Annotated in this window: 18 protein-coding genes and 1 pseudogene; 2 read left to right on the top strand and 17 right to left on the bottom strand. The window is 59.4% G+C overall.

The features are described 5' to 3' along the window. Window positions 1-2: 2 nt before the first annotated feature. From BUA54_RS19220 to BUA54_RS19185, 8 genes are all read right to left on the bottom strand, one after another. The gene (locus BUA54_RS19220) at window positions 3-1,376 is read right to left on the bottom strand and encodes a M23 family metallopeptidase (protein WP_072858874.1); all 1,374 of its coding nucleotides are present in this window, start codon (window positions 1,374-1,376) and stop codon (window positions 3-5) included. Continuing rightward, window positions 1,373-1,999, bottom strand: a complete 627-nt coding sequence (locus tag BUA54_RS19215; RefSeq protein WP_072858873.1) for an SCO family protein — start codon at window positions 1,997-1,999, stop codon at window positions 1,373-1,375. Before BUA54_RS19215 ends, BUA54_RS19220 begins: the two co-directional genes overlap by 4 nt. Further along, window positions 1,999-2,478: a copper chaperone PCu(A)C gene (locus BUA54_RS19210; RefSeq protein WP_072858892.1), complete on the bottom strand. Its 480-nt coding sequence runs from the start codon at window positions 2,476-2,478 to the stop codon at window positions 1,999-2,001. The genes BUA54_RS19215 and BUA54_RS19210 overlap by 1 nt, the downstream gene beginning before the upstream one ends. Before the next feature lie 20 nt (window positions 2,479-2,498). Continuing rightward, window positions 2,499-3,158 (bottom strand): DsbA family protein, encoded by a 660-nt coding sequence (locus tag BUA54_RS19205; protein ID WP_072858872.1) that lies wholly within the window; start codon window positions 3,156-3,158, stop codon window positions 2,499-2,501. Then, window positions 3,148-3,579, bottom strand: a complete 432-nt coding sequence (locus tag BUA54_RS19200) for a disulfide bond formation protein B (RefSeq protein WP_072858871.1) — start codon at window positions 3,577-3,579, stop codon at window positions 3,148-3,150. Before BUA54_RS19200 ends, BUA54_RS19205 begins: the two co-directional genes overlap by 11 nt. Beyond that, window positions 3,576-4,106 (bottom strand): SCO family protein, encoded by a 531-nt coding sequence (locus tag BUA54_RS19195; protein ID WP_425434993.1) that lies wholly within the window; start codon window positions 4,104-4,106, stop codon window positions 3,576-3,578. Before BUA54_RS19195 ends, BUA54_RS19200 begins: the two co-directional genes overlap by 4 nt. A gap of 795 nt (window positions 4,107-4,901) precedes the next feature. Continuing rightward, entirely contained in the window at window positions 4,902-5,225 is a 324-nt protein-coding gene (locus tag BUA54_RS19190) for a YnfA family protein (protein ID WP_072858870.1), read from the bottom strand. An 8-nt stretch (window positions 5,226-5,233) separates the two neighbouring features. Continuing rightward, a complete protein-coding gene (locus tag BUA54_RS19185) occupies window positions 5,234-5,677 on the bottom strand; it encodes a MerR family transcriptional regulator (protein WP_072858869.1) in 444 nt (147 codons plus the stop codon). An 87-nt stretch (window positions 5,678-5,764) separates the two neighbouring features. Between BUA54_RS19185 and BUA54_RS19180 the strand changes: the two genes are divergently transcribed. Together BUA54_RS19180 and BUA54_RS19175 are read left to right on the top strand one after the other, a co-directional pair. Continuing rightward, window positions 5,765-8,038, top strand: a complete 2,274-nt coding sequence (locus tag BUA54_RS19180) for a heavy metal translocating P-type ATPase (RefSeq protein WP_072858868.1) — start codon at window positions 5,765-5,767, stop codon at window positions 8,036-8,038. 3 nt (window positions 8,039-8,041) lie between these two features. Then, a complete protein-coding gene (locus BUA54_RS19175; protein ID WP_072858867.1) occupies window positions 8,042-8,686 on the top strand; it encodes a methyltransferase family protein in 645 nt (214 codons plus the stop codon). A 58-nt stretch (window positions 8,687-8,744) separates the two neighbouring features. Here BUA54_RS19175 and BUA54_RS19170 read toward each other — a convergent pair whose 3' ends face one another. The 9 genes and pseudogenes from BUA54_RS19170 to BUA54_RS19145 all read right to left on the bottom strand — a co-directional run. Next, window positions 8,745-9,278 carry a L,D-transpeptidase family protein gene (locus tag BUA54_RS19170; protein ID WP_072858866.1) on the bottom strand — a complete coding sequence of 178 codons (534 nt, stop codon included), beginning with the start codon at window positions 9,276-9,278 and terminating at the stop codon, window positions 8,745-8,747. A gap of 185 nt (window positions 9,279-9,463) precedes the next feature. Next, on the bottom strand, window positions 9,464-9,910 hold the full coding sequence (locus tag BUA54_RS21055; RefSeq protein ID WP_143155534.1) for a hypothetical protein: 447 nt from the start codon (window positions 9,908-9,910) through the stop codon (window positions 9,464-9,466). A gap of 50 nt (window positions 9,911-9,960) precedes the next feature. Beyond that, a complete protein-coding gene (locus tag BUA54_RS19165; protein ID WP_072858865.1) occupies window positions 9,961-10,905 on the bottom strand; it encodes a cation diffusion facilitator family transporter in 945 nt (314 codons plus the stop codon). 32 nt (window positions 10,906-10,937) lie between these two features. Continuing rightward, complete coding sequence (locus tag BUA54_RS19160; RefSeq protein WP_245810811.1) at window positions 10,938-11,630, bottom strand: ZIP family metal transporter; 693 nt, start codon at window positions 11,628-11,630, stop codon at window positions 10,938-10,940. 173 nt (window positions 11,631-11,803) lie between these two features. After that, window positions 11,804-12,235, bottom strand: a complete 432-nt coding sequence (locus tag BUA54_RS19155; protein WP_218588316.1) for a c-type cytochrome — start codon at window positions 12,233-12,235, stop codon at window positions 11,804-11,806. A gap of 44 nt (window positions 12,236-12,279) precedes the next feature. Next, the gene (locus tag BUA54_RS21775) at window positions 12,280-12,402 is read right to left on the bottom strand and encodes a hypothetical protein (protein ID WP_281250662.1); all 123 of its coding nucleotides are present in this window, start codon (window positions 12,400-12,402) and stop codon (window positions 12,280-12,282) included. A 16-nt stretch (window positions 12,403-12,418) separates the two neighbouring features. Continuing rightward, complete coding sequence (locus BUA54_RS19150) at window positions 12,419-12,916, bottom strand: DUF411 domain-containing protein (RefSeq protein ID WP_072858863.1); 498 nt, start codon at window positions 12,914-12,916, stop codon at window positions 12,419-12,421. A gap of 1 nt (window position 12,917) precedes the next feature. Continuing rightward, complete coding sequence (locus BUA54_RS21325) at window positions 12,918-13,073, bottom strand: hypothetical protein (protein WP_178352798.1); 156 nt, start codon at window positions 13,071-13,073, stop codon at window positions 12,918-12,920. A gap of 146 nt (window positions 13,074-13,219) precedes the next feature. Next, window positions 13,220-13,448: pseudogene (locus BUA54_RS19145) on the bottom strand (ATP-binding protein); the annotation flags it as partial.

Here is a 13,448-nt window from a genome sequence, read left to right as displayed (position 1 = left end):
TGTCAAAGCCTTCCGTTTATCTGTGTCATGTGTGCATTGGCGAGACGCTGCTTGAAGCCGGACCGCGCTTTGGCCAACTGGACAAGGGCGGTGCCGTCATCGTCTTTCGCCCGCAAGGCTTCCGTAAGCCGTTCGTCGGACAGTGGATCGGTGGGGCGGCCGTTCACGCGCACTTCATAATGCAGGTTTGGGCCGGTGGCGGTGCCTGTGGCACCAACATTACCGATGACATCGCCTGCTGTGACGCGGTCGCCGATGGCAAGCCCTTTGGGCACGGCACTCAGGTGTGCGTATCGGGTCATGGTGTCTGATCCATGTGAAATTTCTACGGTTCGGCCGTAGCCACCCCGGGTACCGACGAAGCTGATGCGCCCTGGGGCCGTTGCTTTCACCGGTGTGCCGCGTGCCGCCGCAAAATCGATGCCCGTATGCATCCGGGTGTTCCCGAAGACCGGATGCTTGCGCTGACCGTAGACCGAACTCAGGCGCGCACCCTCAACCGGCTGCGCAAAGGTCCGCATCACGGCACCATCGCGGTAGATTACAGCTCTCCCCGACCCATCTTCTGGCCAAACGATCTCGAAGACCGCGTCTCCAAGGTCAAGAGCCGCAAACGTCATGTCCGGTTCGCCAATCACTGCATCGCCGACCCGTGCCTCGCGCCACATCACTTTCAGTGTTTCACCACCGGACAGGTCGCGACGAAAATCCACGGTACCGCCCAACATCTGAGCCAGGTCGACAGCAAATCGTGCGGGTATCCCGGCATCCTCAAGCGCTGCGAAAATCGAACTGTCTATGACGGTCTCGCCTGCAAGGGTCGTGACATCCGGCGCGGGGGTCACGACACGTGTTGCGACACGATCTCCGAAGACGGCTTCGATCTGAACGCCGTCGTCCACGTCGAGCGACACGCGTTTCGGGCGGCCATCCGCTGTTGTAACGACGGTGAGTGAATGGCCTGGACGCAACCGCCTCAAATCGAATTCCACCCCGAGTGCCAAGGCGATTTCGGCCCGATCAGGGGCGGACAGTCCTGCATCAGCCAGAACCGCGTCCAAAGTTTCCCCGGCGGCGATCTCGCGAGACCACGTTGTGAATGAGGGTTGAAGAGCGGGCAGGGCAATTTGTATCGGCGCAATATTCAAGGCGGCGGGTACCGCCAGAGCCGGCACTTCGTCCGACCGCGAGACAATGGAAGCCACATCGACCATGTCATCGAATGGCAGTGGGGCCACGGTGTCAGGCTCCCAGCGACCAATGCCAGTCAGTGCGACGGGAACCGCTTCCTTCGTCATGGCATTCGACAGTAATACTGCTGCGGACGAAACACCGCCTGCCAGAGCAAGGCCTGCGACCAGGTATCTGAGTTTCATGTGGTGTCCTCCGTGTCGTTGTCCAAAGCGCGGCGGATCTTGGGCACCGCAAACTCTCTCGGCTCGTGATAGTCGATGGTGCCGGAAAATGCACCGGTTGCCGCGAAGGTAAACACGGTCGCGGTATGGTTCATCGTATAATCTCCGTTGTCGGTTGGGACCTTTTCATAGCGCACTCGGAAACCGTCAGCAGCGCGTGCGATCTCATCGTCAGGGCCCGTCCATCCGCGAATTGCCGGATGAAAATAGCCGACGTAGTCAGCCATGGCCTCCACCGTATCGCGGTCAGGATCGACGGTGATGAACACGACATTCAACCGTTCGGCGTCTGCCCCAAGATCGTCGAGCCAGCCGGAGATATCCGACAAGGTGGTGGGGCAAACGTCAGGGCAGAAGGTGAACCCGAAAAATACCAGTGAAGCGCGGCCAATCAGATTTTCTGGCCCCACCGTGCGCCCTTCGTGTTCGGTCAGCTCAAAATCCATCGAAGTCAGTGGCGCCGGTCGCTGTGCAACCGGTTCAACCGCACCGGGGCCATCGACGCGCCACCACCTGGCAAAGAGTGTCAGCCCGAGCGCACCCAGACCTGCTGCACCGTATGTCAGAGCCGCGCGACGTTGCATCAGCCGTCGGGCCCGCGGGCGGCGACACCGAGGATGGGGACCTCAACAACAATTTCGCTGCCGTCGTCAAATGTCAGTGTGAGTGGGAAGGTTTCGCCTACAACCATCGGACCTTGCAGCATCATGAGCATCGCGTGCAGTCCGCCCGGTTCCAGTGCCGCGCTATCTCCCGCTGCGATCCGTATCTGGCCAGCCGGTGCCATCGAACTGACGCCGTCTGCACTCAATGTTGATTGGTGAATCTCAGCCATCATAGCCAGGGGAGTGGCGATGCCTGTCAGCGTCACTGCTTCAGTACCCGTGTTGCGGACAATCAGGTAGGCCGCACCAGGGCGCGTGGTCCCGATCGCGGCGCGGGCCCAGGGGCTTTCCACGACAATGTCGTCGGATCCCGCAAAGGCATTCCCGGGGACCAAAATGATCGCGGCGCATGAGGCCAGTGCCGCAAGTGTCAGGCGTGCCATGATATGGTCCTTTATAATCTGGCGCAGTACTTTGCTCATGATTCAGCCGCCGCAACCTCTGCCGAGACGAGGGCCCGCAGTTCCGCTTCACCGAACGGTTCGACCGGTTTACCGTTTACGAAAAACGTCGGTGTCTGACGGATGTCCATGGCTTCAACGTCTGTACGATCCTGATTCATGACCGCGACCACCTCCGGCATCAGCATTTGCGATTTCGCGGCTGGGACATCGAGCCCGGCGGATTCCGCGATTTGCAGGATCATTCCGGCCTCCGGCGCACCATGAGATGCCCATCGCGGTTGTTCGGTCAGGATCGCTTCCAATACCGGTTCAAAGACGCCCTGCATCCGCGCAGCTTCCAGAATGCGGATTGCCTCTTCGGACCCCGCACCATGGAATGCGGTGTAGCGGATCGCGACGCGTACTGCGCTGCCGTGTTCGGCCATGATCTCCTTCACCACCGGATAGTAAGCGCGGCAGGCTTCGCAGGCGGGATCAAAGAACTCGACGATGGTCACGGGTGCATCCTGCGGCCCAAGGATCGGTGTGTGAGGACGCAGCAGCGCTTCGATCTGTTCAGGTGGCACCGTTGCCACGTCAGTCAGGGGCTCAGAGCGGCCCACATACCAGCTTGCAGCGGCAAAGAGCACGATCGCTCCCGCAAGAACGGACAACAGAAGTGGCTTACGGTTCATGACCGGGGTCCTTCAAAGAGAGAGCGGAGAGGATCGCTGTCAGGGCGAAGCCCAGAAGCGACAGGAGCGGGATTGGTACACCGACGATCACCTGGTTGTCGTCGGTACAGGACGGGCCGGTTGCCGTGCAAGGCTGGATCGGTTCGGGGATGATCCCTGCGTATAGGCCCACATGCCAAAGTGCGATGGCCCCGCCGCCAAGGCTGAGAACCACGCCATAGCGCCCGATACGGGTGTCGCGCCACCACAGGCCAAGACCAAGAATGATTGCAAGCGGGAACATGAAGGCCCGTTGATACCAGCAGAGCAGGCAGGGCATCTGACCCAGCACTTCTCCAATGAACAACACGGCCAATGACGCGCAGAGCGCCACAACCCATGCGCAGATCAGCGCCGCCTCTCCGGCCATGCGCACCGTCATTGGCGCAGACGACCGGTCAGGTCGGCAAGAATGTCTTCTGCCGGGGTGCCGTAAGCGTAGGTCGTCAGGAAGTCGCCCTTTGGACCGAACAGAAATAACTGCGAGGAGTGGCCCATCGTGTATCCGCCGGGTGCGGCGGCTTCCGCAACCTTCTCATAGAAGATGTAGAAACCCTCGGCCGTGCGTTCGATCTGCTCGGGCGTGCCCGTCAGGCCGATGATCCCGGCGTCGAACTGTGGTACGAACTCTGCCAGTGCTTGCGGGCCATCGCGAGCCGGATCGATTGAGATGAAGAGCGGTTGCACAAAGGAGGCGTCGGGCCCCAGCCCTTCCATCACGGCCGCCACCTCGGCCAATGTCGTGGGGCAGACGTCCGGGCAATTCGTGAAACCGAAAAAAACGAGCATCCACTGACCCGCAAAGTCATCCTGTGTGCGGACCATACCGGTATGGTCCGTCAGTTCGAACACGGCACGAAAGGCGGGGTCCTGTGGCGTTGCCGTCTCAGTCGGATCGATGCCCCAAATCTGAAGTGCCGTGACGGTCGCCGCAGCGATGCCCACCAGCGCCCAGAGAATCTTTTGAACAGATGTCAGTTTCAATGTGGATGGCCTGCCGGGGATTCTTAATTCTTGAGGCTGATACAACCTCCAGCCACTTGAGCTACAAGTCGTTATCGCAATTATATCCGTAGGATCACCGCCCTGTGAAACAGCGTGAGCAGGGTCGCTTGGCGAAGCCCGACATGCACGTGATTGGGCCTCAAGCCAACTTTATTGATGAAGCGAGGTTGCAATGGTCGCGTTACGACATGGCGATTTTGTCACCGCCGTAACTTCGGCCGATGCCCCGCGCTAGATGTCAGGGCCAATCTGAAGCCCGATAAAGATGGGCGTGCCATTGGCCCGCGAAGTCGTGACGTGTCCGGACCGTCCCGGTGTGGTCCGCCAGCCGTTCGGATACAGGATGGAAAGCGCTGTCTCGGGCCAAAGCGTTTTCTTCTGTGCTTTGCGGCCAGAGTTGGAGCCCGACGATCGCGACGGCAGGAATAACGGCCAGCGTCCAGGGAAACTTTTGGCGAGAGGTCGGTTTCATTGCGTATAACCTGCCTGAGATCTGTCATCGTCTGCCCCGATACAACCTCCAGCCCCTTGAGCTTCAAGTCCTTATCGCTACGCCGCCGCCAGTCTCACTGACTGGTATATCCGCGGCATCAAGGCGGGCGATCGTAAGCGGAGGCATCCCGCTTGCCGCATTGCTGGTCGCGCACCTGTCCGTAGTGTTCCAGCCGTCTTGATGATGCTCTGGGATGCGTTTCGGCTTCAGACAGATCGCGGCCCAAGCAGGATGATGCCCGCTCCGACAAGACAGATCACAGCGCCCATCAAATCCCACGCATCAGGGCGCTGCTTCTCGATGATCCACAGCCACGCCAGCGACGATGCGATGTAGACCCCACCGTAGGCAGCGTAGGACCGACCGGCGAACTCCGACGGCGCAAGGGTCAACAGCCATGCAAATACACCCAAGCTGATCAGGGCAGGGACCAGCCACAAGCTGCTCGCTTCGTGGCGCATCCACATCCAGACGGCAAAACAGCCTGCGATTTCCGCCACAGCGGCAAAGGCGAAGACGATGATTGTCATGGCGGTTGCTATGGTGTCGCCTCTGTTTCGGGATGACGGTGGTCATCTGTTGCGCACAATGAATGGTCACCCAACACTTCGATGACGCGGCAATTCGCAATGCGCCCGCCCGAGCATTGGACAACCATGCGCTCCAGTTCGGCTTTCAGGGCCGTCAGACGCAGAATGCGGCTTTCGACTTCAGCCAGTTGCGCACGTGCAATGGTGTCCGCCGCAGCACATGACTGGTCAGGGCTGTCAGACAAGCTCAGCAGGTCACGGATGGCTTCCAACCTGAAACCCAGGTCGCGGGCATGACGGATAAAGGCGAGCCGGTCGAGCGTCGCCTGTCCGTAAAGGCGCTGGTTTCCCGCACTGCGGTCGGCCTCGGGCAACAGACCGATCTGCTCGTAATAACGGATCGTCGGAACCTTCACTCCGGCCGCCGCCCCAAGTTTCCCTATGGTCAGCATCAGATACCTCTTGAAGCTATAGTTGCTAGAGACATTAAATGTACGATTCGATGAAGGCAACGGCCCGTGCCGGGCAAGAGGAACACGATGACACAAACGGAAATCGATGGTGCGACAGCCTGTGACTGGACCGTATCCGGCATGGACTGCGGATCCTGTGCGACGAAGGTGAGATCAGCAGTGGGCCGTTTGCCAGGGGTCAGCGATGTCGAGGTTGGCATCATGACTGAGCGGCTCCGCCTCACACTCGATGAAACGCAGACCACGCGTGACAAGGTCGAAAAGACTGTGCGCTCGCTTGGCTATGGTATCGGCCCTCGGACTGATGCGGCCAAAAAGGAATTCGTGATGCCGGGCGACGGCACGGATACCCACGGCGACGGCGATCATACGGGCCACGACCACGCTTCAGGAACCGACGCCATAGCCCGTGACGCGTCAGGTCATGGCGGCCCCGGTCACGTGCACGACGATCCCGCCGATCGTGGCAAATCCTGGTACCGGACGGGCAAGGGACAGTTGGTTATCTTTACGGCTCTCTTGCTGGCAGCAGCCTGGAGCGTGGAACTGATTGCGCCGCAGATCGGAAGCTGGGCTTTCGTCGGAGCCAGCCTGATTGGTGTCGCGCCCGTCGCACGCCGTGCCGTCGCGGCGCTGCGTGTCGGACAACCGTTCACCATCGAAAGCCTGATGACCATCGCGGCAGTTGGCGCGTTGTTTATTGGCGCCGCCGAAGAAGCCGCTTTGGTCGTCTTTCTCTTTGCGGTGGGCGAGGTGCTGGAAGGTGTCGCAGCCGGCAAGGCCCGTGACGGGATCCGCGCCCTTGCAAACCTCGTACCTAAAACGGCTCTGCTGGACACAGACGGCGTCATCCGTGAAGTGCCCGCCGCAAGCCTTGTTGTGGGCCAGATCGTTTTTGTCCGTCCCGGCGACCGCATCCCTGCCGACGGCGACATTACCGAAGGCACGAGCGGCATCGACGAAAGCCCGGTCACCGGTGAAAGCGTGCCGGTGACGCGCGGCCCCGGCGAGGGGGTCTTTGCAGGCTCCATCAATACCGAAGCAGTACTGCGGGTCACGGTGACGAAGGCCGCAGAGGACAACACGATTTCTCGTATCATTCGCCTTGTGGAAGAGGCGGAAGAGGCGCGTGCGCCCACCGAGCGGTTCATCGACCGGTTCAGTCGCTGGTACATGCCAGCCATCGTCGCCATCGCGGCACTGGTCATCGTGGTCCCACCTCTGGCCCTCGGTCAGGCGTGGGATACGTGGATCTACCGTGGGTTGGCGCTGCTGTTGATCGGGTGCCCCTGTGCGCTGGTCATATCGGTCCCGGCCTCGATTGCATCCGCCATGTCCACGGGGGCCCGGCGCGGTCTCTTGATGAAAGGCGGTGCCGTGATCGAAGCGGCAGCACAGGTCAGTCACATCGCGTTCGACAAGACCGGGACCCTGACCCACGGACGGCCGCGGGTCACCGATCTCGTGACGTTTGGTGCGACGACGCAAGCCGAACTTCTGGCCGTTGCTGCCGGAGTGGAAAGCGGGTCCAGCCATCCCCTGGCCAAAGCAATCCTGAACAAGGCAGAAGAAGCCGGGGTCACACCACTGGCGGCGGCGGATGCAAAGGCCCTGCCGGGCAGTGGCGTCGTCGCCTCAGTCGGCAACGCTTTGGCCTGGGTCACCTCGCCTCGCTACGCAAGTGAGAATGGCGGGCTCGACGCGGAGAACTTGGCAAAAGCGACTATCTTTGAGGAAGAAGGCAAAACAGCCGTCGCCGTCTACCGGGAAAACCAGCCATTCGGCTTGATCGCGATGCGTGACGAACCACGCACCGATGCAGCAGACGCGGTGCGCCAGCTGTCGGCCATGGGGATCACGCCGGTGATCCTGACCGGTGACAACCCCCGCACGGCGGCGGCCATCGCAGGCAGCCTTGGAATGCAATTCCAGGCGAACATGATGCCCGAGGACAAGCTCGCAGCCATCCGCACGATGAGCGAGCAAGGCGGTGTCATGATGATCGGCGACGGGATCAACGATGCCCCGGCCCTGAAGCAGGCAAGTGTCGGCGTGGCGATGGGATCGGGGACCGACGTGGCGCTGGAAACGGCCGATGCGGCGATCCTGCGTGACCGCGTGACCGACATTCCCGCCACGATCCGCCTGTCACGTGCGGCCATGGCCAATATCCGGCAGAACGTCACTCTCGCGCTGGGGCTGAAAGCCGTGTTTTTGGTCACGACCGTCTTTGGACTGACCGGACTGTGGATCGCGATCATGGCCGATACCGGGGCGACGGTCCTCGTCACGCTGAACGCCCTGCGCCTGTTGCGGTTCGATCCGGAACACGAGGCCTGATGGATGGTCGCCGGTTTCGGCTGGGGTGCCTTAGCCATACTCTTTGGCTACCTGGCCCTCTTCGGTTGGGGTAATACCGTTAGTGGCCAGGCTGCGGACAAACCGGTCTGGCTCTTTCACCGTGCCACAGGTCGCGATCGCCTTGCCGCGACCGGCTTTTGTGCCGCGTTCGGCCTTGCCTTCTTTGGCCCTTTGATCTGGTTGGTTTTGCCCCGGTTGCACAAGATCGATCCGTTTTGGACCGAAGGACAAGTTGCTGTCCTTGGCATCATCGGCATGTTCATCGCGAGTGTGGGCGCAATGGTGGCATTTGCCGCGCAGATGTCGATGGGGGCGTCGTGGCGTGTCGGCGTGTCTGAGGATGCAATTGGTGAGCTGGTTGATGGAGGTCTCTATCAGTTCAGCCGCAACCCAACATTCGTTGGCCAATTCGTGCTGTTGACAGGCATTGCTTTGGCTATCCCTGCGATCCCGACATTCATGGCTAGGCTGCTTTTCCTGTGGTCAGCAAAGACTCAGGTTCGGTCAGAAGAAGCATCGCTTCAGCTGGCCTTGGGACTTGAATATCAACGCTATGCAGCCTCAGTTCCGCGCTGGATTGGCTTGCGCCGACGGGGCATCCCCAAAGACGCGCAGGCCTTGCACTGACAATGTCCGCAGACAGTTATGATGTGCCGCGAGGTTCAAGATCAGTTCCATCAGTTCACTACGCATGGAGCCACACCGGAATCCCGATTTTGAGCATCGCGTAGATGTCCTCGCTCTCCTGATCCGTGACCGTGATGCAGCCGGCCGTCCAATCCCATTCGGCCGGTGCGAGCACGTTTCCTTCGGGTCCACGACCATGGAACATGATATCGCCACCAGCGTCACGACCGAACTGCGCGGCATAGGCTTTGTCCCGCTCGTTAGGATAGGAGATGCCGACCGAGAGGTGATAGCGGCTGCGCGGGTTGAAACGGTCGATGTAATAGAGGCCTTCGGGCGTCTTCCCATCTCCCTCGAACTGCTTGGGACCCACGGGCTGATTGCCGAGCCCGAAGTCGTACGATTTCAGCACTGTGTTGCCGCTGAGAAGATGCATACGACGCTTAGCTTTGTAGACAGCCACCTGCGTTACCGGTGGTCCGAAATATCGCTTGAACTGTGGGGCAGGCCTGGCAAGTGGTTCGGATTTCCCACAAGCGGCCAGAGCAGCCAGGATGGAAAGAGAAGCGAAGCGGCGATTGAATTTCTGCATTTATAGAAAATTTCCTGACTGGGCCCTAAAGTTTTCCATACCGCGATGCGTGCCCATACCCAACTGACGGGATCGTGACCGGACGCAAACTACACTTGCGGCAGGCAAATGTCGTTCAGGACGGTCTCGAAGGGATTTCTGAGGACCGGATCCAGAAACGTGAGGCATCAGAATGAGTTCGAAGTTCATTCACTGCCTTTGTTTGTGACCGTTCCATCCTTGTTCAATGAAAATACTTCCTCACTGGCGTCCTTGGTCGGCGGCAAGGAAAGAACAGGCCCTTGCGACGTAAACATAACCTTCCCCCGATCTGAACAATTTCCGAATTCCGGTGATGCTCGCAGGCCTGATTCATCTAATGTGACCCAGGTATAGTACCCTGCACATGAGTGCGTTTCGGAGGACAGAAAGATCAGGAAGGAATTGCCCGAAAATGTTTCCACTCTTGGAAAGTAGGCACTTTCCAAAACCAACTCGTCGGAATTTGCCGACAGGACAAGCGGCGAACTTGCTGTTTTCTTCGCCATCTGAACAGTGCCGAGCGGCACGTGAACATCGAAAGTCTCGTCTGCGTAAGCCATTCCGGAAGCAAGCGATGCTGCCATGGCAAGTGTCGTAACAGTGAAGCGCAAGATCGTGCATTCCTTCATGACGGGTCAGCAAAGACTGAATGTTTCAGTGCTCAATCTGAATGGCCGCTCTCGCTTTGCTGCGAGCCATGGCCATAAAGATCAGCGTCCTGATGTGCGCGGTCGACGTGTTCGAATTCCAGGCTCGAATGGGCGATGCCGAACCGCTCTTTCAATGTCGTTTTGAGCGTCAACTTGATCGCTTCGATGTCCGACCAGGCCTCCTCATCCAAAACGATATGGCATTCGAGTCCGATCTCATGCTCCTGCATCTGCCACACGTGGACATGATGAACCTCCGTTACGCCGTCGACGCCGTGCATCGCATCAATGACATCGGAGCAAGCAAGGTCAGGTGGACTGCCCAACATCAGTGTTCGAATAGGGCCGCCGATTTCGGTGAAGGCGAGATACAGGATGTAGAGCGCGATGAGGATCGTAATTGCGGGGTCGACCCAGCGAATATCGTAAAGGATGATGAGTACGCCACCCACGATCACGGCTACTGAGGCGAGCGCATCACTGAGGTTGTGCAGGAACAACGCGCGGATATTCACACTGCCCTTTTGCATCGAATAGGTCAGCAAGGCTGTCAGGGTATCGATAAACAATGCGACGCCGCCGAGGATCACGACCCACCATCCGCGGACCTGGGGAGGATCGATCATCCGCATGCCGCCTTCGTAGATCAGGTAAAGGCCAATGATGATGAGCGTGGTGTAGTTGACCAACGCCGCCACGATCTCGATCCGACCGTAACCGAAGGTCATGCGCGCGTCTGCGGGGCGTCGGGCGATCTTGCGGGCCGCAAAGGCAATGACCAGCGACGCCATATCGGAAAAGTTGTGCAGGGCGTCCGCGATCAGCGCGAGGCTCCCCGCAAAGATGCCGCCGGCAATTTGCACAACGGTCAGAATTCCATTTGCCCAAATAGCGATGGCAACACGTCTGTCGCCTGAGGCCGGATCGATATGGGCGTGGCCATGATCGTGAGACATATCTTCTCTTTCAGAAATTGTGGTTTTTGTGCTCAGGCCAAAACCTCTTCAAGTGACAGAAGCAGCAGGAAGCCGGCAAAAAACATAGCGGTGACCCACGGGCGGTCCGGCGTTTCATGCGCTTCGACCAGTAGTTCTTCTGTCACCAAGTAAAGCAATGCGATCAGTCCGAAGGACAGAAACCCTGTGACGACCGCGTCCGACATTGTCGCAACAGGCGTGGCAAGGATTGCGCCGAATGGCAGCAACAGCATGATGGATGCCGTGATGCCAACGATCCGGATCCGTGTCCAATTCGCTGCACTTAATTCGGTTACGAGGGCGAGCGCCAAGAATGCGACTTCGAGGGTCAGTGCAACGGTGAGCAGCAGACCCGCCTGTGCCCCCCCGGCGGCAAAAGCAATACCGAGAACCAGGCCATCAACCAGCACGTCGATGCCGATCATCGTCATAAGGCCGACGGGACCCTTTATCAGATTTTCGAGTTGCCGGACCATCAGCATGACAATGACGCCAACCGTGCCACCAACAAGAGTTGCGACAGGCGATCCACCATGCATGACGTCAGGCAGAATTTCCCCGGCCGCGGCGGCAAAGACGACACCGGCTGCAAAGTGCTGAATTGCGCTGACAATAACAGGTCCTGGACGCAGATTGACCGCGAAGATCGCGGCAATCACTGCCATCAGAACCGGGGCAAGGGTATAGATCCAAGCGTTCGACAAATCAGATCACCTTCGTTCATGACAAAACTTATGCGTGTCGACCCGCAACGTTCGACCAGCACCGGCCTTGTAATTGCTATAGCTACTGTAGGTTCAAGACAAAAATTTGGTCTGCAGTTCCTATGTGCAGGAACATTGTGTCACTGAAATCGGGCGCATCACTGTGACGCTCCCTACGGGTTCGCCGCATCATTGGCGGTGACCTCCGCTTGAAAATCACGCTGCCGGTCCGGCCAGGTGCTCTTGATGTAGGCCAGAACGTCGGCAATCTGGGGATCACTCAGGATGCTGCCGAACGCTGGCATGTCGCTTTCATAGTTTGGGACCACCGCATCCAGTCCGGACTTGATGATCTTGAACAGATCCGCGTCGGGATGGTGCCACGTGTGGCCGGTTTCATCGTGCGGGGGCGCGGGCATGCGGCCGGTGTCTAGACGGCGACGCCAGTCAGGCTGACCTTCGAGCTTTGCACCATGACAGGATGCGCAGTTCGTATCGTAAACGGCCTTTCCCTCCGCGATCCTGTCTGCGCCGGTAGGCGCAGACAGGATCGCATTTGATATCACAGCGTTGTCAGGGGTCTGTGCCGCCGCTGCGTAGGCCATGAGTGCCATTGCGGTGCTTGTCGCTGCGGAGAGGAGGGCCAGCTTCATGCGGGCCGCCGCAGATATTTGATCAGCGCCATCACGCTCAGGACCAGCACCGCACCCACCAGCAGAATAGCGATGCCGCATCCGGCCATCAACATGCCGGTCATCGGGCCATTCATCATGTCAGTCATTTGAAGCTCACTCGTTGGAATAGACGGAAACGCCGTCGGCGTTGAAGGCGTAGACTTTCAGGGCTCCGCTTTTGCCCGCCATGCCGGGTGCGTTCTGCGGCATGCCCGGCAGGGTAATGCCGATTACGTTGGGACGCTCTGCCGTCAGACGGGCGATGATCTCGAAAGGCACGAGGCCACTGACGTAATAGCCGTCGACCTCTGCCAAATGGCACCCCAGCCCCGCCTCGGGCACGCCTGCCGCAATCGAACGCTTGTCGAAATCCCGGTCGTCGATGCGGGTCACAACGAAACCGTTGTCTTCCATGTAGTCGGCGTAGACATCGCAGCATCCACAGGACGGATCACGCCAGATCGTCATGCGTCGGTTCGCGGGTACGGCATCAGACGGGGTCGTTGATTCATTGGTGGTGGCGCTTTGCTGCGCCGTTGACGTCGTGGGGCGCAGGGTTGCGAGCACAGCGGTAAGGGAGAGGGCGGAGCCAAGAAGAGATCTGCGGTTCATGTCAATTGTCCTGTGTGAAGGTGAGGGGGGACCAGGTCTTGCCGCCATCGACCGTCTCGTCGAGGCGATCGGTTCGGGCGGCCACGAGGTGCAGGGGATCGTCTGGATCGACAGCCAGTGCGGTGACGGCCATCGGCGACACCAGCGACCAATCCACGCCTGCGTTATTCGAGGCCCAGAGGCCTGTCTGCAACCCCGCGTAAATCTGCGAAGGCGCGGCAATGGCGACCTGTTGATTTCCACCCAGAAGTGACCCGGGTTTTCCATCGAGAACTGACCCACCTTGAGGTTATGTTTCGGTGGTCAGGCTTGGGTCAAGACATCGTTGCCCTCCCTCTTTTTCCGGGCCGCTACTGCGGCGCTGGCTTTGAAGCGGAAGCTGTCGTTGCCTGGTCTGCAGGATGTGGCAGCGGTGTGTCAGGCGATCGAGGAGTGCGGTCGTCATCTTGGGGTCTCCAAAGACGGTCGCCCATTCGCTGAAGCTCAGGTTCGTGGTGATGACGACACTGGTGCGCTCGTAGAGTTTGCTCAG

The organism is Loktanella atrilutea (genome assembly GCF_900128995.1).
GTDB lineage: Bacteria > Pseudomonadota > Alphaproteobacteria > Rhodobacterales > Rhodobacteraceae > Loktanella > Loktanella atrilutea.
The sequence above is the reverse complement of the archived record's forward strand: the minus strand, read 5'-3'. Positions and strand labels throughout refer to the sequence as shown.

Excerpts from the sequence above, each read along its gene's own strand:
- BUA54_RS19220 (WP_072858874.1), bottom strand. The coding sequence starts at position 1,376 with ATGAAACTCAGATACCTGGTCGCAGGCCTTGCTCTGGCAGGCGGTGTT.
- BUA54_RS19215 (WP_072858873.1), bottom strand. The coding sequence starts at position 1,999 with ATGCAACGTCGCGCGGCTCTGACATACGGTGCAGCAGGTCTGGGTGCG.
- BUA54_RS19205 (WP_072858872.1), bottom strand. The coding sequence starts at position 3,158 with ATGAACCGTAAGCCACTTCTGTTGTCCGTTCTTGCGGGAGCGATCGTG.
- BUA54_RS19200 (WP_072858871.1), bottom strand. The coding sequence starts at position 3,579 with ATGACGGTGCGCATGGCCGGAGAGGCGGCGCTGATCTGCGCATGGGTT.
- BUA54_RS19190 (WP_072858870.1), bottom strand. The coding sequence starts at position 5,225 with ATGACAATCATCGTCTTCGCCTTTGCCGCTGTGGCGGAAATCGCAGGC.
- BUA54_RS19185 (WP_072858869.1), bottom strand. The coding sequence starts at position 5,677 with ATGCTGACCATAGGGAAACTTGGGGCGGCGGCCGGAGTGAAGGTTCCG.
- BUA54_RS19180 (WP_072858868.1), top strand. The coding sequence starts at position 5,765 with ATGACACAAACGGAAATCGATGGTGCGACAGCCTGTGACTGGACCGTA.
- BUA54_RS19175 (WP_072858867.1), top strand. The coding sequence starts at position 8,042 with ATGGTCGCCGGTTTCGGCTGGGGTGCCTTAGCCATACTCTTTGGCTAC.
- BUA54_RS19170 (WP_072858866.1), bottom strand. The coding sequence starts at position 9,278 with ATGCAGAAATTCAATCGCCGCTTCGCTTCTCTTTCCATCCTGGCTGCT.
- BUA54_RS19165 (WP_072858865.1), bottom strand. The coding sequence starts at position 10,905 with ATGTCTCACGATCATGGCCACGCCCATATCGATCCGGCCTCAGGCGAC.
- BUA54_RS19155 (WP_218588316.1), bottom strand. The coding sequence starts at position 12,235 with ATGGCCTACGCAGCGGCGGCACAGACCCCTGACAACGCTGTGATATCA.
- BUA54_RS21775 (WP_281250662.1), bottom strand. The coding sequence starts at position 12,402 with ATGATGAATGGCCCGATGACCGGCATGTTGATGGCCGGATGCGGCATC.
- BUA54_RS19150 (WP_072858863.1), bottom strand. The coding sequence starts at position 12,916 with ATGAACCGCAGATCTCTTCTTGGCTCCGCCCTCTCCCTTACCGCTGTG.